This window comes from Pantoea sp. CFCC18177, from assembly GCF_059412425.1.
In genome coordinates this window covers 162,213-180,153 of record NZ_JBNBPL010000005.1, presented here as the reverse complement: position 1 = coordinate 180,153, position 17,941 = coordinate 162,213, and the positions used below count along the sequence as shown (strand labels likewise).

Here is a 17,941-nt window from a genome sequence, read left to right as displayed (position 1 = left end):
TCAGGATAGGTTTGTTTCCATCAGGTGCAGGTTGTTTGCGACAGCCCTCAGTGCCATCTGCTAATATATCGTTCTGCCAGCAGTGCGATCCGCTATTGCTGCTCACCTGTTTAATCAATAACAATTGTCATCTGGCTATTTTGCCAGCATGGCTGTGGAGTCATTGCCGTTATGTTGCACGATGTAGGTATTATCAATCTATGGACTTTTCTGGCCGGCGCGCTGGTGATTATTCTGCTGCCAGGGCCAAACAGTCTGTATGTGCTGCGTACCGGAATGAGTCGCGGAGCGAAGGCCGCGTCGAAAGCGATAGCCGGCGTGATGTTGGGCGATCTAATTTTGATTTTTCTTGCCTGGGCAGGGGTTGCGACCCTTATCCGGACCAGCCCGCATATTTTTATGGTAGTGAAATATCTGGGCGCCATGTTCCTGCTTTACCTCGGTGTGAAGATTATTATTGGCGCTTTACGCAAGCGTGATAACGCGTCATCAACCGAAACGGTGAAAGTGGAAAACTATTTCCTGCGCGCCCTGTTGCTTGGCGTCACCAATCCCAAAGCGATACTGTTTTATGTTTCGTTTTTCATTCAGTTTGTCGATCCGGCGGTAACGCATACTGCGCCTGCTTTTGCTGTGCTGGGTTCAATGATTCAACTGATGAGTCTGAGCTATTACCTCATTCTGCTAATGGCGGGCAGCGTGATGGTGCGCTTCCTGAAAAACCGCACGCGGCTGGTCAAACTGGCCAACATGCTGACCGGTATGCTGTTCTTCGGTTTTGCGGTGCGTCTGGTGAGTGCGCAGAGTTAGATAAGCTAACAGTCCATTATGTTTTGGTGCGCATAAATGCGCACCCTACAAAGACCACATCCATTCTGTAGTGTCACCATTAATTGTGACCATAAAACGCTTCAGTGGCCAGCATTAGCTCATTGAACCGCGCTTTGAGATTGTCGGCCACTTTTAACCCAGCCAGCCAATCAGCACGGCAGCGCACAGACAATAGCCGCCGAACAGATGCCAGCGGTCATGTTCCAGCCAGCGAGACAGCCAGCGCAATGCCAGTAAGCCTGCGACGAAACTCAGTACCATGCCGACTAAGCTGGGGAGCAGAACACCGCTGCTGACAGCGACGTGATTCGGTGATCCAGCCGAAAAGGCACGCAAGCCTTCTTTCACAATCACCGCAGGCGTCAGTACCACAGCCAGGGCGAAGCTGAACTCCTCGGCGCGTTTACGTGCCACCCCCAGTGAAAGCCCGGTCGAGATGGTGGCACCGGAGCGCGAGAAGCCGCGAAACGGCAAGCACAACCCCTGAACAAAACCAATTCCTGCGGCGCTCATGGGGGAAAGCTCACCACGTTCTTTTTCTTTCAAACGCGAGGAAGCGATAATTAATAGACCAGCGGCGGCTAATCCACTGGCAATAATTTTACTGTTGCTAAATAAAGATTCTATTTCAAAGGTGTCTGCATTGGCCGCAAAGAAATATTGAATCAATTTCATTAGGGTTAATCCGACTGCACCTGTGACACAGGTGGCCAGAATAATTAATACCACATTCTTCTTAAAAGCATGGGTTGAGCTGAAATAGGTGTCACGCCAGTTCTGCCAGAAATAAACAATCACCGCAAACATGGTGCCGGTGTGCAGCATCACCAGCAGTAAGGTCATCTCCGGTGAGCTGGGATCAAGGCCAAGCAATTTTTCTGTCATGATGACATGGGCGGAACTGGATACCGGCAGCAGTTCTGCCAGCCCTTGTATCACGGCCAAAATGGATACGTCGAAATAGTTCACCTGATTCCCCTTAAAAGAATGAAAAGATCCTCAGCACCCTGACATAGTTATGTGTCAGAACGTGATGCGTTTATTCCTATTTAAGTCGACGTTGATGAACGGTTTAACGTCATAAATTAAAAAAAAGGATACAGATTAATCTTTCATTAAGAGTTGCGCTTATTGAGTGGATATTTCTGTAATCAGATATTGCGGAACAGTGAAAGTAAGAAGGTTTTTTGGATAAAGATCCGCGTTAGACATCACGGCTAGCGGTGAGTAATATGCCGTAAGCCAAAAATAAGCTGTCACGGATCAATGATGATTTCAGGTAAAACCGCAGGTGAAATCTTTGAACAGATTCGCTCAGGTGTACAGTCGGGCGGATATCTGCCTGGTGATACCCTGCCGCCAGTGCGCGAATTAGCGATTGCACTCGAGGTAAACCGCAATACGGTGGCATCCGCTTATAAGCGATTGATTGATGCCGGTATCGCAGAGTCACGTGGACGTAATGGAACGGTGATCCTCGGTGTGGCGGAAAGCGTTGCTCAGGAAGGTTCGCCGCCTGATGTCACTCTGACCGATTTAGCCAGTGGCAATCCATCCGCCTCGTTGTTGCCTGACATAAGCAGCGTGATTAGCCAGCTCCAGTTTCGTCATCGTCTTTATGGTGAACCGCTTATCAATGCTGAACTGGAGCATTATGGGCGAGAATGGCTAGGCAACGATATTCAAGGTGACTTCTCACTGACGCTCACTAATGGTGCTGTGGATGCCGTTGAGCGTTTACTTAACTGTTATCTGATAAGCGGCGACCGCGTTGTGGTGGAGGATCCCTGTTTCCTTAGCAGCATCAATACGTTGAAAAACAGCCGGTTAAATGCGGTCGGCATTAGCATTGACGAAGAGGGATTGAATGCGGACGCGTTGGAAGCGGTATTGGCGTCAGGTGTTCAGGCAGTAATTATTACCCCGCGTGCGCACAACCCAACAGGCTGGGGATTTAGCGCCACCCGTGCCGCACAAATTCGTGCTTTATTGGCGAACTATCCTCAGGTGGTGGTGATCGTTGATGACCACTTTTCACTGCTTTCCACTCACGAATATCATTCTGTGATCCCCCCTGAAACCTTGCGTTGGGCGCTGGTGCGATCGGTCTCTAAATTCCTCGGACCGGATATGCGCTTAGCCTTTGTCGCCAGCGATGAAGAGACAGCAAAGCGCCTGACGATTCGGCTGAACGCGGGCAGTAATTGGGTGAGCCACTTATTGCAGGACATCACGCTGGCGGCACTCCAGTCACCGACATTAAAAAGCGCGGTCAGTGATGCGCGCGAGCAGTATCAAAAGAGGCGTGCCGCATTAAGCAACGCGCTGCTTAATCATGGAGTGACAACGTCACTTAAGCATGATGGCGTCAATATCTGGTTGCCGTTAAAGCAGGACAGCGCTGGACTGGTGACGCAACTGGCGACCTATGGCTGGCTGGTGCGCAGTGGCGAAGTCTTCGCTCTTGACCAAAAGGTGCATGGCTTGCGCATTACCGTGTCAGATTTTGATGTGCAGCAAGCTGAGGTTTTCGCCCGCACCGTGGGGCAGTTAATCGCCCACTAAAATTTCTGCTTAAAAGCTCAACTCTTACACATCCATGGCGCATCACTGCGCTATTTTTGTGCATTCAGGCCTTGAGTCTGCCACCTCAGTAAACATAAGTATTCGATCTTGTATCCAAGTCCGTATCCCATCTGGCTTTGCTCCGCTGTACTCCTTTTTTGGCATTTTCTGGCACGCAAACTGCATTAATCCCGTTAAGTGACCAAATCGGGAGTTTCTGTATGTTTGATGCATTACTGGATGGCGATGCCACCACGTTGGCCGGGTTGATCCGCAAGGGTGAAGTTTCCGCCAGCGAAATGACGCAAGCGGCGCTGGAGCGTATGGCACAGCGCGAGCCGCAAATTCAGGCATTTTGCACCGCAACACCTGACCGGGCGTTACAGCAAGCGGCGGCGGTGGATGCGAAACGCGCAAGAGGAGAAACGCTGGGCGCATTCGCCGGTGTGCCGCTGGCGGTGAAAGATCTGATTTGCACCGCAGGCGTCAAAACCACCTCTGGCTCCGCAGCCTATGCCGATTTTATCCCGGAAGAGGATGATATTACGGTGGAGCGCTTGCTGGCAGCCGATGCCATTTTGCTCGGCAAAACCACGGCGCCCGAGTTTGGTTACAGCGGTGTCGGTCATAACCCGTTGTTTCCTTCTCCGCGTAATCCGTGGGATCTGAGTAAAACGCCAGGCGGCTCAAGCGCGGGTTCGGGTGCGGCACTGGCGGCGCGACTTTGCCCGATTGCGCTGGGCAGCGATGGCGGCGGTTCAGTACGTATTCCAGCGGCACACTGCGGCGTTTATGGTTTCAAAGCTTCAATGGGCCGCGTGCCACTGTGGCCGGGATGCCGTGATGAACGTTATCCGGGAGTATCCAGTTGGGAATCCCTCGAGCATATAGGGCCGATGACGCGCACCGTTCGCGACAGCGCCTTGATGATGTCTGTCATGGCCGGACCGGATATGCGCGATCGCCACTCAATCCCTTGCAGTGACGTTGACTGGCTTGGCGTTTTAGAGAAGCCGTTAAACGGCCTGCGCATTGCCTTCAGTGCCGACTTTGGATATGTGGCGGTCGATAAAGAGGTTCGTGACGTTGTCACTAGTGCCGCACGAAAATTTGCACATGAACTGGGCGCAGAATTAGAGGAAGTCGATCCTGGCATCGCCGACGAAGGCGCGACCTTTTCAGCGCTGGTGGCTTTTGAAAGCGATTTGACCGGCATGCGCCAGATGCAATCCGAACTGGGTTCGCGTATGTCACCGCATCTCAGCGCCATGCTGCAACGTGACTGGCGAGCGGAAACCTTTACCGATGCCAATACTGCACGCAAGAAAATCTGCAACCAGCTGTGGCGCTTTATGCAGCGCTACGATCTGCTGTTAACCCCCACGCTGGCCGTGCCGCCGTTCCCACTCAACATGCAGGGACCGGAAATCATTGATGGCCGCATGGTGCGCAGCGATCACTGGCTGTCGTTCTGTTATCCGTTCAATTTTACCGGCCAACCGGCGGCTTCAGTGCCAGCTGGCTTTACAGCCAGCGGCTTGCCAATTGGTTTGCAAATTGTCGGTCGTCATCTGGATGACGGCCTGGTGCTGGCGGCCAGTGCCGCTTTTGAGCACATCCAACCCTGGAATCACCTTTATCCCGCTTCAATCGGAGTTGCCCATGAAAGATAAATCATCACCTGCGTTGGAGCAGGAGTTTGAACACGAACCCGTTCCGTTGAGCCACCGTCACTCTACGCGTTCCGTATCGGCGGTGTGGTTTGGTTTCCCGATGATCCTGACCAATGCGCTGTTCGGCGGCATCATTACCTGGCACCTGGGCTTCTGGCCCGCGATCATTGCCATTCTGTTGGGTAACCTGGTGCTGTTTGCCTATGTCGGGGCGCTGAGTTGGTTTGCGGGCAATACCGGGATGAACTTCGCGCTGCAAGCTAAACGTACTTTTGGTACCAAAGGCTACATTCTGGTCTCCGGTTTTCTTTCCACGGTGGTGATTGGCTGGTATGCCTTCCAGACGGGCCTCACCGGTACTGTCATCAATCAAACCTTTGGCTGGAATGCGCTGGCGGTAACGGCGCTGGCGATGGTGCTCTACACCGGCGTCACTTTCCTTGGCGTGCGCGCACTGTCGATTCTCGGCATGATTGCCGCTCCTCTGTTTGTGGTGCTCGGGTTGGTGGCGCTGTGGTTGATTGGTCAGGACCATGATTTCAGCACCATGACCCAATTCCACGGTAGTGCAACGGCGGTAGGTGCCATGAGCATGGGCACCGCAGTGACCATGGTGGTGGCGGGCTTTGCCGATTCCGGCACCATGACGGCAGATTTCACACGCTGGTCCAAAGATGGCAAATCAGCAGTGATTGCTGCGTTCTCTGCCTTTCCGATGGCGAATGTGATCTCCTATCTATTCGGCGTGGTGATTGTGGCGGTCGGGGCAGCGGTCGACCCAGGTAATAATGGCGGCAACTTCCTGCCGATGTTGATGGGCCATGGCATGTTGCTGTCGGTTATCGCTTTCCTGTTTGTTTTCATCAACCTTGGTTCCGTTTGTACCCATTGCTTGTATAACGGTGCTGTCGGCTTCAGCCATCTGTTCAGCAGCAAAATGCGTCTCTGGACCGTGATTCTTGGCGTGATTGGCGGTGCACTGGCGCTGGCGGGGGTGTGGTCCTATTTCCTCGAGTGGCTGAGTCTGCTCGGTATTGTGGTGCCGCCGTTTGGCGCGGTGATGATCGTCGATTTGATCTTTATGGCCAAAATTAGCGAACAGCGTAAAACCCGCCGTTTACGCGGCAGCGCTTTCGCCGCGTGGGCCATCGGCAGCCTGTGTGCCGTCATTGCCCATATCGAATTCCCGCAGTTTGGTGAAGCGGTAATTGGTTTAGTCACTGCAGCGGTGAGTTACACCCTGATTGTGAAATTCAAACGCGAAAGCACCGCCAACCTGATGGAGCAGAACAATGCCTGAATTTTCCGTGGATTCTACGCCGTATCCGTGGCCGTTCGATGGAAAGGGCTCGCCCGCTGATACCGCACTGATCATTATCGACATGCAAACCGATTTCTGTGGCAAAGGGGGTTACGTTGACAGCATGGGGTATGACATCGCGCTAACGCGCGCACCGATTGAACCCTTGCAGCGTGTGCTGGCCCGCATGCGGGAATTGTCTTTCCCGATCATCCATACCCGGGAAGGTCATCGCCCGGACTTAAGCGATTTGCCCGCTAACAAGCGCTGGCGTTCCAAACGTATGCAGGCCGAAATTGGCGCGCCTGGACCTTGCGGCCGCATTTTAGTGCGTGGCGAACCCGGCTGGGAAATTATCCCCGAGCTGGCACCGCTACCGGGTGAAACCATCATTGATAAACCGGGTAAAGGCTCATTTTATGCCACCGATCTGGAGCTGATTCTGCGCAGCCAGGGCATTCGCAACCTGATTATCGCTGGCATCACCACGGACGTTTGCGTGCACACCACGCTACGTGAAGCCAACGATCGCGGGTTCGAGTGCCTGGTGTTGTCAGACTGCTGCGCCGCCACTGAACGTAAACACCATGAAGCGGCGCTGAGCATGATTCATATGCAGGGCGGCATTTTCGGTGCGGTCGCCAGTTCAGAGGGTTTACTGGTGGCGTTAGCGGATGCCCCCGCAACGTTAACGGCTTAACCAGTGTAGATAGTGCCCCGGCCACTCGGTGGTGAGTGTGCCGGGTTTACCCATGCCAAAACCGTGCCTGCCAGTGGGATAGCGATGCATCTCAACCGGAATATGCTGCTGCTGGCAAGCGCTAGCCATGATCAGCGTGTTGTGCGGATCGGAAATAGGGTCGTCCTCTGCCTGTACCAGGAAGAAAGGCGGTGACTGTGGGTTAACGTAGGATTGCACTGACCAGGTGGTATCGGCAGCCAGCGTGGCGCCTTTACCCACCAACACCTTATGCGTGGACGTATGCGAATAGGGCGGTTCCAACGTAATAATTGGGTAAATCAGCGCCGCGCGTTCAGCGGTGGCGGGAAGATTATCCAGCGTGTCTGTAGCCTGATAAGCATGAAAATCAGGACGATTGACCGCCATGCCAAGCAAATGGCCCCCCGCCGAAAAGCCCAGCACACTGACATGATCCTCGCGGTGCCGAACTAAACGCAGCGCGCGTTGTGCGTCCTGTAAAGACACCATGGCACCATCTTTCCAACCCTCCTGTGGCAAGCGATAACTCAGGACGTATGCGGTGTAACCCTGCGACGCCAGCCAGGCGGCGGCCGGCCAGGCTTCTTTGCCCATTTCAATACGCGTATAGCCGCCACCCGCGGCGATCAATACCGCGCGTCCGTTGGGATTGTCCGGTTTAACCACGGTGAGCGTCGGCATCGCGATATTGCGCTGCGCGCCTTTGGCAGAGAACTGCATTGCCCCCAGCGGGCCGCCACCGCCCGGCGGCTGACCGGGCCATAGGGGGATGACTTCAGGTTTAGCTGTTGCAGCCAGGCTGAGGTTGCTCTGCGCGACAAACGGGGCGAGCGTCAGGCAAGTGATAAAGTGGCGACGATTCATAGCCGATCCAGACTGAGTCAAAGTAGGGTATTGAAGCAGAATAATCGGCAGAGATGATGGAGAAGATGTTGAAAGATATGTGTAAACGCATCAATTAGTGCTCGGCTAACTCAGCAGCCTGAACCGACGGACGTGCTTGAATACGTTGATGATGTGCCTGAAGTGCAGGCCAGCGTGCTAACTCAATGGCAAAAAAATCACACCAACCCGCCAGCACATACAGATAGATATCGGCCAACCCAATCCGATCTCCCTGCAAGAACAGGTTGTCGTGCAGCCTCTGCTCCAGATAGTCGAAGCGGCGGAAAAGACGTTGCTCGAACGTGTCGCGTACCTGCTGCGGTAAAGCACGGTTGAACAGCGGGGCCATACCGCTATGTAACTCGGTAGCCAGAAAATTAAGCCACTCCAGCAGCCGGATATAGGCCATTGATCCGGGAGCGATAGAGAGCGCCGCATCAGGCTGCAAGCTGGTGAGGTACAACATAATTGCCGGGCCTTCGGTGATCACCGTCTTATCAGCCAATTCCAGCGCGGCAACGTAGCCCTTGGGATTGATGCTGCGGAAATCGCATCCCTCTGCGGTCAGTTTGGTGTGGTTATCGACGCGCACAAGTTCGAATGGGAGTGCCAGCTCGCGTAAAACAATATGCGGTGCCAGTGAGCAGGTTTGCGGGGCGTAATAGAGCTTCATGACCAATCCTTATTGGTTGTGTTTTTTCCTATCTTGCGCGGTCAGCTATTGTCGGTAAAATTAATGCTTAAAATTCACGTTATAAGCTGAGCTACTGACATGATGAATCTCAGCCACTGGCGATTGCTACTGGCGGTGGCGGCGCATGAGAATCTGACGCGGGCTGCTGCGCAAGTTGGGATTACGCAATCTGCGGCCAGTCAGGCCATCACGCAGTTGGAGAAGTCATTAGGCGTGACCTTGATGCATCGCAGTCGCAGCGCCATTTCCCTGACTGATATTGGACGTCAGGTGGTGCAACAGGCGCAGCAGATGCTGGATAACCTTGAAACAATACGCTTGCTGACTCACCACGCACGTGGTCTGAATCAGGGCAGTATCCGGCTGGGATGTTTCCCTTCCGTGGTGTCGGTGCTGCTACCCGATATGTTAAAGCAGTTTGCCCATGATTTTCCTGGCGTGAGCATCAGCGTGGTGGAGGGCAGTGATGAGGAGGTCGAGGGCTGGCTGAGCCGCGCAGAAGTGGATTTGGGCGTGGTGTTGAACCCGCAACCGGCAAGCGCAGCCATTGAACTCGGGCAGGATCGCTGGATGGCATTGATACCCGCGCACCATCGCCTGGCGCGCAGCCACCGGGTTGCGATTACGGCGCATGAACTCCATCAGCAACCCTTTATCCTCGCCACGGGCGGATGCAAAGTGAATGGCGAAAGCCTGATGCATGCTGCCGGATTGCAACTCACCGATGTACGCATTAGGGTTCGAGACTGGGCCAGCGCTTGCGCGCTGGTCAAAGAGGGGATGGGCGTGGCATTAGTGCCGGACTCCACTCTCCCGGCTACGTTGCCAGGCGTGTTTGCCATACCGATAGAACCCCTTACCGTGCGGCGTTTCGGTCTGGTGCGAGCAGCAGGGGGAGACGCTTCTCCAGCACTGGAAGCATTTTGGGACTTTGCTGCTCACACCTTCCGTTAACTTATGTGGTGAAGGGTTTCACCCACCGCGTCAAACAGGCGATCCAGTTCGGCGGGTTGCGTGTTAAACATCGGACCAAACTGCAGCGTATCGCCGCCAAAACGCACATAGAAACCGGCTTTCCACAACGCCATGCCCGCGTCAAACGGGCGAATGGTCGCATCGCCGTCACGGGGTGCGAGTTGGATAGCCCCTACCAGACCACAGTTGCGAATATCCACCACGTTCGGGCAATCGCGCAGCGCATGTAAGCTGTGTTCAAAATAGGGCGCCAGCTCGGCAGATTGTGCAATCAGCGATTCATTTTCCAGCAAATTCAAGGTGGCCAGCCCGGCCGCACACGCTACCGGATGGGCGGAATAGGTGTAGCCGTGGGCAAACTCCACTGCGTGTTCAGGAAGTTGCTGTGCCATAAAGGTGTGATAAATTTCGCTGCTGGCGACAACGCCGCCGAGGGGGATGGCGCCGTTAGTGATCTGCTTGGCAAAGTTGAGGATATCCGGCGTTACGCCGAAATATTCCGCGCCGCTCCAGCGGCCCATCCGGCCAAAACCGGTGATCACTTCATCAAAAATCAGCAAAATGTTGTGCTGTGTACAGATCTCACGCAAGCGTTGCAGATAGCCTTTCGGTGGGATGATCGCCCCTGCTGAACCGGAAAGGGGTTCAACAATCAGTGCCGCGATGTTGGAGGCATCATGCAACTCAATCAATTTGAGCATTTCGTTCGCCAACGCTACGCCGCCGGTTTCTGCCTGACCCGGCGTGAAGGGCAGATCCGTTTGCAGCGTATGCGGGATATGATCGACATCCATAAACTGACCAAACATCTTACGGTTACCACCAATACCTCCAAGGCTGGTACCCGCAATGTTCACGCCATGATAGCCGCGTGCACGCCCGATGAATTTGGTTTTTGCCGGTTGGCCTTTGATGCGCCAGTAAGCGCGCGCCATTTTTACTGCGGTATCCGCAGACTCTGAACCCGAGCCGGTAAAGAACACATGGTTGAGATCCCCCGGCATGTGCTGAGCGATTTTGTCTGCTAACTGGAATGAGAGCGGGTGGCCATGTTGAAAACCGGGTGAGTAATCAAGGGTGCCGAGTTGCTGTGCCACGGCTTGCTGAATTTCACTACGCGTATGGCCCGCGCCACAGGTCCACAGCCCAGAGAGGCTGTCAAAGATCTGCCGTCCTTTATCATCTGTGAGCCAGCGGCCCTGCGCCGCGACGATGAACCGCGGATCACGTTGAAAATTACGATTGGCACTGAAGGGCATCCAGTGTGATTGCAGATTAAGCGATGCAGTATTAACAACGTCGGTCATGTTCCATTCCTCCAGGCAGGTGTAGGAAGAGTTTGCAATTAAGCGATAGGTAAGTTAAATCCTTATTAATTCATCTTTAGATATTGAATTACTCACCTAAATGAAAAGTAAGTCGCTGGCTCAAATCACAGATTTTGACCTCAAATTATTGCGCTTATTCAAAACCGTGAATGAGTGCGGCAGTTTTTCTGCCGCTGAAAGTCTGCTGGGCATGACGCGCTCAGCAATCAGTTTGCATATGGGCGATCTGGAAAAACGGCTCGGCATGCGGTTGTGCCAGCGTGGAAGGGCAGGATTTGCCTTAACCGATGAGGGGCGCGAGATATTACGCCATAGCGATAGCATGATGGCGGCAGTAGAGCATTTTCGCCTGCAGGTTAATCAAATGCACCAGCAGCTGCGCGGTGATTTTAATATTGGCATCATCAACAATCTGGTGACGCAACCACGGATGAAAATCACCCATGCGTTGGAAGCCTTGCGCGACATCGGTCCCGATATTCGTCTCAATATCAGCATGATGACCGCTGCAGACATTGAGCGCGGTCTGATGGATGGGCGCTTGCATGTAGGCGCGTTGCCACTGACGTCACCGATCTCTGGACTGGACTATATGCAGCTTTACGATGAGAAATTAGAGCTGTATTGCAGTGATACCCATCCTTTGTTCGCGCAGCGTCAGCCACCCAGTGATGAAGAATTGCTACGCTATGATGCCATCGCGCCCGCTTTCCGCATGACCACGGAAGCCATTGCTATGCATCAGATGCTGAACTGCAATGCGACCGCCACCGACCGTGAAGGCATTGCCTTTCTCATTCTCTCGGGGCGTTTTCTCGGTTTCCTGCCCGATCACTATGCCGCGCAGTGGGTAGAGAAAAGGGTTATGCGCGCGATTGCTCCACAGCGGCTGCATTACATCAGCCAGATTGCGCTGGTCACGCGTAAGACGCGCAGCCAGAATGTGATTCTTGAGCGGTTTCTGCAGGCCATTGCACGGCAGTCTGAGGGGGAGGCGAATGCTAATAGGTGATTTCATTACGGGTTACCGTTACTAGTTACAACATACTTTATTTGTTACGACTCCTACCGGATTAGGCCGCAGTGTGTCCTTGNGCAGGCCATTGCACGGCAGTCTGAGGGGGAGGCGAATGCTAATAGGTGATTTCATTACGGGTTACCGTTACTAGTTACAACATACTTTATTTGTTACGACTCCTACCGGATTAGGCCGCAGTGTGTCCTTGGCTATTCAGGTTAATTGGGCAATATTTTAAGCAAAGAAATGAATAGGTTAGCGGGTGCGCATAAATGCGCACCCTACGAAAATACAGTATCGAATCTTGTAGGGTCGCCATTTATGGCGACCGACACCCGCTTAAAGGGTAATCAATTTGCCGGGTAGCCCGGACTTTACCGATTAAAGCGCCACCAGCACCACGCCGCGTGCCTTGCCGCTGCAGGCATCGGCTAACGCCTGAGGTGCGGCATCCAAGCCCTGATAAACAGTGGAAGCAAAATGAATATCCTGCCAGTCAGGGTGCGATAGTTGGCTTATCCAGCTATCAAACACCTTGGGATGTTCGTCAGCGCTGTAGCCTTTGAGGGTCACACCTTTTACGATCAAGGCGAACGAATCAATTTCGACCGGAGCGATCTTAGTGGATTGGCTGGCAGCCAGCTCAGCGGAAAGGGCGCCGAGCAGCACCAGGCGCGCATGCTCTCGCGCCTGTGCAACCGCCGCAGCTAACTGCTCGCCACCCACAATATCGACAAATACATCAATGCCTTCAGGGGCGCATTCCTGCAGCTGTTGCGCAATCGCCCCTTTGCCTCGCTGTATGGTCGCGTCATAACCCAACTGCTGTTGCATCCAGAGCGCTTTATCCGCTGAACCTGTGCTGCCGATCACCCGTGACGCTCCGAGCTTACGCGCAATCTGTCCCGCCATGGACCCGATAGCCCCAGCCCCGCTGGAAACAAAAACCGTATCACCCTGATGCACCTGAATGCCTTGCGTTAACGCCGCGTAAGCCGTCCAGCCATGGCCGAGATAGGCAGCAGGGTGATGGATCTCTCTGCCTAAGCGCACGCACTGCTGCCTGTCTACCAGCGCCAACTCGCGCCAGCCACTGGGATGAATCACAAAATCTCCTGGCAATAATCCACTGTCCGCCGATGCACTGATCACTTCACCAATGGCGGCATCCGCTAAAGCATCACCGATTTGCAAAGGCGGGAAGGGGATCCCTTTTACCGCTTCAGCCTCCACGCTCATCATCAAGCGTGTAGAGATGGAGACGCGGAACCAACGGTTTTTGATCAACACCTGATGCCGTTCAGGAGGCGGTACAAGGTTCTCAACCAGATCAAAGTTGTTGCGTGTGGGCATGCCACTGCTCCGTTGGCGCAAACGAATTTCCCTGCTAGATAATTTTTCGAGTAACATCACGGTTTTCCTCGGTATGTGAGTGAATACTCGTATTATCGTTTGAGGACCCTCTAATGAATACTCGTGTCATTGATGCATCGCGATCGATGCGCAAAGCCCCGCGCCAGCGGCGGTCGCAGGTCATGGTAGATGTGATTTTGCAGGCGGCAGCTCGCGTCCTGGCGAAGAATGGCTGGTCAAAGTTCAACACCAATGAAGTTGCGCGAATTGCCGGTGTCAGTATTGGTTCACTGTATCAATACTTTCCCAATAAACTGGCTCTGGCTGAGGCGATTCGTCAGCAACATCTGGATGCGATTTTGCTGGTGTTGGCCAATGCGGCGATCAACGAGGATTCCCTCGACAGGCGAATTGAACGCTTAGTCGAGGGCGTTATCCATGCACATTTAATCAACCCGAGTTTGCACCGGGTGTTACTTGATGAAGTGCCACTGTCTGAGCGCAAAGCACACGAAGATTTTGAACAACGCTATGCCGAATTTTATCAGCGCTTCGTTACGCAGATCTTAGGTGAGGGGTCAGCTCGCGCGTTAGTGGCTGCCAAAGTGTTGGCATCCGCTGTGGAAGGGGTGGTGCATGATGCATCGAGACGTGATGAGCTGCATTCCGTGGAGATCAAACAGGAGCTGCAGCGATTGATTCTGGCGTATCTGAGCGGGTCGTAGGGGCGACTTATAGGCCGCCCCGGGATAAAGCTTTAAGCGCGCTTTGGTTCACCGCGCACCGGGCGATCGCCCGCGACGAAGTAATCCGCTTCACTGCGCGGCAATGGCTGGCGACCGCGAATGTTATCTGCGATCTTTTCGCCAATCATAATGGTGGTGGCATTCAGGTTGCCGGTAATGATCAACGGCATGATCGAGGCATCCACCACGCGCAGTGCTTGCAGCCCGTGAACGCGGCCCTCACCATCGACGACTGCCATCTCGTCGCTGCCCATTTTGCAGGTGCCGCACGGGTGATAGGCGGTCTCCGCATGGTTACGCACAAACTCATCCAGTTGCTCATCGGTCTGGCAATCAAGCCCTGGGCTGATCTCCTTGCCACGATATTTATCCAGCGCGGGCTGATTGATGATCTGTCGGGTGATGCGAATCGCGTCACGGAACTCATGCCAGTCTTGCTCATGCGCCATGTAGTTAAACAAAATGGCCGGATCGCGGCGCGGATCGCGCGATTTAATGCGCACATGACCGCGGCTCGGTGAACGCATAGAACCTACGTGACACTGGAAGCCATGCGCTTCGACGGCGTTGGAACCGTTGTAGTTGATCGCCACTGGCAAGAAGTGATACTGAATATTCGGCCAGGTAAACTCTTCACGGCTGCGGATAAAACCGCCGCCTTCGAATTGGTTACTGGCACCGATACCCGTACCGTTAAACAACCACTCGGCACCGATTTTCGGTTGGTTGTACCATTTCAGTGCAGGGTAGAGCGAAACCGGCTCTTTGCACTCATATTGCAGGTACATCTCAAGGTGATCCTGCAAGTTTTCACCCACGCCCGGCAAATCATGTACCACTGGGATATCAAACTTCTCTAGCAGCGCGGCTGAACCGACACCCGAGCGCTGCAGAATTTGCGGTGAAGCGATCGCGCCCGCGCACAGCAACACTTCACGACGCGCATGAACCTGATGCGAGGTATTACTTGAACCCTGTAAATATTGCACACCGACTGCGCGCTTGCCTTCAAACAGGATGCGATCGGTGGTGGCGTGCGTCACAATCTTCAGATTCGGTCGCACTTTCGCGGTGTCGAGATAGCCGCGTGCGGTGCTGGAACGGCGACCTTTTGGCGTGACAAAACGATCCATCGGGCCAAAGCCTTCTTGCTGATAACCGTTCAGGTCTTCCGTGCGCGGATAACCTGCCTCCACGCCCGCCTCAATCATGGCGGCGAACAGCGGGTTATTATCCGGTTTACAGGTGGTGATACTCACCGGGCCTTCACCCCCGTGGTAATCATTGGCACCGATATCACGGGTTTCCGATTTACGGTAGTAGGGCAGGCAGTCAAGGTAGCTCCAGCTCTCCAGTCCAGGCTGCTGCGCCCAGTTATCGAGATCCATGGCGTTACCGCGGATGTAGCACATACCGTTGATCAGTGATGATCCACCCAAGCCTTTACCGCGTCCACACTCCATGCGGCGGTTGTTCATATGTGGCTCAGGCTCGGTTTCATACGCCCAGTTGTAGCGTTTACCCTGTAGCGGGTATGCCAAAGCTGCAGGCATCTGCGTACGGAAATCGAAGCGGTAGTCAGGGCCACCGGCTTCTAATAGCAGCACGTTAACGCTGCTGTCTTCGGTCAGTCTTGTTGCCAAAACGTTCCCTGCGGATCCGGCTCCGATAATGATGTAATCAAATTCCATTAGTCGCTCCTCAGGTTAAAGCTAAATTAAAATACGGACTGAAAACGGGATAACTCGACCTGCACAGATTTCACTTGGGTGTAATTTTGCAGTGTCATCAGACCGTTCTCACGGCCAATACCCGAGTGCTTGTAGCCACCCACCGGCATTTCGGCGGCAGATTCGCCCCAGGTATTGATCCAGCAGATGCCCGCTTCAATCTGATGGATCACGCGGTGCGCGCGGTTAAGGTCTTGTGTTACCACTCCCGCCGCCAGGCCGAAGTCGGTGGCATTGGCTCGACGCACCACTTCTTCTTCGCTTTCGTAAGTCAGAATCGACATTACCGGCCCAAAGATCTCTTCGCGCACAATGGTCATGTCGTCGCGGCAGTCGGTAAACACGGTAGGTTCAACCCAGGCGCCGTTGTCGAAATCAGCCCCGCTCAGGCGTTTCCCACCACACAGCAAACGCGCACCTTCGCTGATACCGCTTTCGATAAAGCGCATCACATTATCGCGATGTGGGAAGCTGACCAGCGGGCCAAAATTGGTGGCAGGATCGTTAAGGTCGCCTGCTTTGATGCGCGCCACGCGCTCGACGATTTTCGCTTCAAACGCGGCCTGGAATTTGGCTGGGATAAACACACGCGTCCCGTTGGTGCAGACCTGACCGGAACTGTAAAAGTTGGCCATCATGGCGATATCCGCAGCCAGATCGAGATCGGCGTCATCAAAGATTATCAGTGGGGATTTACCGCCCAGTTCCATGGTGACTTCTTTCAAGGTCGAACCGGCTGCATTCGCCATAACTTTTTTGCCGCTGGCGACGCCGCCAGTAAAGGAGACCTTGTCGATGCCGGGATGGTCAGTCAGCAGCTGTCCGGTGACGGCACCACGGCCATTCAATACGTTGAAGACACCGGCTGGCACACCGGCTTCGGTGTAAATTTCTGCCAGTTTCAACGCGGTCAGCGGGGTCACTTCGCTGGGTTTGAAAATCATCGCGTTTCCGGCTGCCAGAGCAGGGGCGGATTTCCACAGGGCGATCTGAATCGGGTAGTTCCATGCACCGATACCGGCCACCACACCCAGCGGTTCACGGCGGGTATAGACGAAAGCGGTGTCGCGCAGCGGGATCTGCTGGCCTTCCAGCGTCGGAATTAAACCGGCGTAATACTCCAATACGTCGGCACCGGTGACGATGTCGACATATTGGGTTTCGCTCAATGGCTTACCGGTATCGAGGGTTTCGAGGGCGGCGAGTTCGTCATTGCGCTCACGCAGGATATCCACTGCACGACGCAGAATGCGCGAGCGTTCCATCGAGGTCATCGCTGCCCAAATTTTCTGGCCTTTTTGTGCCGCCGCGACGGCACGATCGATATCAGCGTGTTCTGCTTCGTGCACATCGGCCAGCACTTCGCCATTGGCTGGGTTGATGGTCTGGAATGTATTGCCTGCAGCAGCAGGGACCAGTGCGCCATCAATGTACAGGTGTTGCTCGTTGAATCGGGACATGATTTCTCCTTCCTCAGTGATTCTGTGTGCCAGCTAACTGCTGGCTGATGAATTGGGTGGTGAGCGTGCGGGCAATACCCAAATCAAAAGGTTTGCCGCTCAGTGCTGCGCGTAGCCAGAGTCCGTCGATTAACGATGCCAGCCCATGGGCCGCCAAACGCGCTTGCTCACGCGGTAGTTCACGACGAAATTCAGCCGCCAGCGTCGAGAATAAGCGGCTGCTGCTGACGCGTTCCAGACGACCCAACTGCGGTTGGTGCATGCTGCTGGCCCAGAAATCCAGCCAAGCTTTCATCGCTGCACTGTGAACCTGGGTGTCATCAAAGTTGCCTTCCACAATCGCCAGCAGCCGCGCTTCGGTACTGGCCTGTGCCAACGGTTTTAATCTGGCCGCGACCGCATCACGCAGTTGACGCGTTACGTCACGCATGGTGGCTTCCAGCAAACCGTTCTTGTCTTTGAAGTAGTGACTGATGATGCCCGTCGAGACGCCAGCACGACGCGCAATCTGCGCGATAGTGGCATCGTTGATCCCCACTTCGTTAATGGTATCGAGGGTTGCATCAATCAGTTGCCGACGACGAATCGGCTGCATTCCCACCTTTGGCATGACTCCAGCTCCACCACAATGTAAGGGCACCATTAAAACTTTTTTTGATTGC

16 protein-coding genes are annotated in these 17,941 nt (G+C 54.2%); 8 read left to right on the top strand and 8 right to left on the bottom strand.

The window, feature by feature from the left end; translation table 11 throughout:
• Positions 1-171: 171 nt before the first annotated feature.
• Complete coding sequence (gene leuE, locus ACPUC8_RS07510) at positions 172-810, top strand: leucine efflux protein LeuE (RefSeq protein ID WP_039332260.1); 639 nt, start codon at positions 172-174, stop codon at positions 808-810.
• Positions 811-963: 153 nt separating this feature from the next.
• Here leuE and ACPUC8_RS07505 read toward each other — a convergent pair whose 3' ends face one another.
• On the bottom strand, positions 964-1,800 hold the full coding sequence (locus ACPUC8_RS07505; protein ID WP_494925953.1) for an undecaprenyl-diphosphate phosphatase: 837 nt from the start codon (positions 1,798-1,800) through the stop codon (positions 964-966).
• 300 nt (positions 1,801-2,100) lie between these two features.
• Between ACPUC8_RS07505 and ptsJ the strand changes: the two genes are divergently transcribed.
• The 4 genes from ptsJ to biuH all read left to right on the top strand — a co-directional run bounded on the left by ptsJ (position 2,101) and on the right by biuH (position 7,069).
• A complete protein-coding gene (gene ptsJ, locus ACPUC8_RS07500; protein WP_494925952.1) occupies positions 2,101-3,396 on the top strand; it encodes a MocR-like B6 salvage transcription factor PtsJ in 1,296 nt (431 codons plus the stop codon).
• Positions 3,397-3,617: 221 nt separating this feature from the next.
• Complete coding sequence (locus tag ACPUC8_RS07495) at positions 3,618-5,069, top strand: amidase (protein ID WP_494925951.1); 1,452 nt, start codon at positions 3,618-3,620, stop codon at positions 5,067-5,069.
• Complete coding sequence (locus tag ACPUC8_RS07490; protein WP_039332249.1) at positions 5,059-6,369, top strand: purine-cytosine permease family protein; 1,311 nt, start codon at positions 5,059-5,061, stop codon at positions 6,367-6,369. Before ACPUC8_RS07495 ends, ACPUC8_RS07490 begins: the two co-directional genes overlap by 11 nt.
• Positions 6,362-7,069: a biuret amidohydrolase gene (gene biuH / locus ACPUC8_RS07485; protein WP_494925950.1), complete on the top strand. Its 708-nt coding sequence runs from the start codon at positions 6,362-6,364 to the stop codon at positions 7,067-7,069. Before ACPUC8_RS07490 ends, biuH begins: the two co-directional genes overlap by 8 nt.
• Here biuH and ACPUC8_RS07480 read toward each other — a convergent pair.
• Positions 7,058-7,954 carry an alpha/beta hydrolase gene (locus ACPUC8_RS07480; RefSeq protein ID WP_494925949.1) on the bottom strand — a complete coding sequence of 299 codons (897 nt, stop codon included), beginning with the start codon at positions 7,952-7,954 and terminating at the stop codon, positions 7,058-7,060. The two genes, biuH and ACPUC8_RS07480, sit on opposite strands and share 12 nt — an antisense overlap.
• A gap of 94 nt (positions 7,955-8,048) precedes the next feature.
• Positions 8,049-8,648, bottom strand: coding sequence for a glutathione binding-like protein (locus tag ACPUC8_RS07475; RefSeq protein WP_494925948.1), 600 nt, complete (start codon positions 8,646-8,648; stop codon positions 8,049-8,051).
• Between the two features lie 99 nt (positions 8,649-8,747).
• On the opposite strand from ACPUC8_RS07475, the gene ACPUC8_RS07470 reads away from it, so the two are divergent.
• Positions 8,748-9,623, top strand: a complete 876-nt coding sequence (locus ACPUC8_RS07470; RefSeq protein ID WP_494925947.1) for a LysR family transcriptional regulator — start codon at positions 8,748-8,750, stop codon at positions 9,621-9,623.
• Here ACPUC8_RS07470 and aptA read toward each other — a convergent pair.
• Positions 9,620-10,951 carry an omega-aminotransferase AptA gene (aptA, locus tag ACPUC8_RS07465; protein ID WP_494925946.1) on the bottom strand — a complete coding sequence of 444 codons (1,332 nt, stop codon included), beginning with the start codon at positions 10,949-10,951 and terminating at the stop codon, positions 9,620-9,622. The genes ACPUC8_RS07470 and aptA overlap by 4 nt on opposite strands.
• A gap of 100 nt (positions 10,952-11,051) precedes the next feature.
• Here aptA and ACPUC8_RS07460 point away from each other — a divergent pair, with 100 nt between their 5' ends.
• Complete coding sequence (locus ACPUC8_RS07460) at positions 11,052-11,984, top strand: LysR family transcriptional regulator (RefSeq protein WP_494925945.1); 933 nt, start codon at positions 11,052-11,054, stop codon at positions 11,982-11,984.
• Between the two features lie 387 nt (positions 11,985-12,371).
• Here the strand turns inward: ACPUC8_RS07460 and ACPUC8_RS07455 are convergent, their stop codons facing one another.
• Positions 12,372-13,400 carry an MDR family NADP-dependent oxidoreductase gene (locus tag ACPUC8_RS07455; RefSeq protein ID WP_494925944.1) on the bottom strand — a complete coding sequence of 343 codons (1,029 nt, stop codon included), beginning with the start codon at positions 13,398-13,400 and terminating at the stop codon, positions 12,372-12,374.
• A 56-nt stretch (positions 13,401-13,456) separates the two neighbouring features.
• On the opposite strand from ACPUC8_RS07455, the gene ACPUC8_RS07450 reads away from it, so the two are divergent.
• Positions 13,457-14,068, top strand: coding sequence for a TetR/AcrR family transcriptional regulator (locus tag ACPUC8_RS07450; RefSeq protein ID WP_058971155.1), 612 nt, complete (start codon positions 13,457-13,459; stop codon positions 14,066-14,068).
• Positions 14,069-14,100: 32 nt separating this feature from the next.
• Here ACPUC8_RS07450 and betA read toward each other — a convergent pair whose 3' ends face one another.
• The 3 genes from betA to betI are packed head-to-tail and all read right to left on the bottom strand — an operon-like array spanning position 14,101 to position 17,889.
• Positions 14,101-15,780 carry a choline dehydrogenase gene (gene betA, locus ACPUC8_RS07445; protein WP_058971152.1) on the bottom strand — a complete coding sequence of 560 codons (1,680 nt, stop codon included), beginning with the start codon at positions 15,778-15,780 and terminating at the stop codon, positions 14,101-14,103.
• A 26-nt stretch (positions 15,781-15,806) separates the two neighbouring features.
• The gene (betB, locus tag ACPUC8_RS07440; RefSeq protein ID WP_494925943.1) at positions 15,807-17,279 is read right to left on the bottom strand and encodes a betaine-aldehyde dehydrogenase; all 1,473 of its coding nucleotides are present in this window, start codon (positions 17,277-17,279) and stop codon (positions 15,807-15,809) included.
• Positions 17,280-17,292: 13 nt separating this feature from the next.
• Complete coding sequence (gene betI / locus ACPUC8_RS07435; RefSeq protein ID WP_494925942.1) at positions 17,293-17,889, bottom strand: transcriptional regulator BetI; 597 nt, start codon at positions 17,887-17,889, stop codon at positions 17,293-17,295.
• Positions 17,890-17,941: the final 52 nt, after the last annotated feature.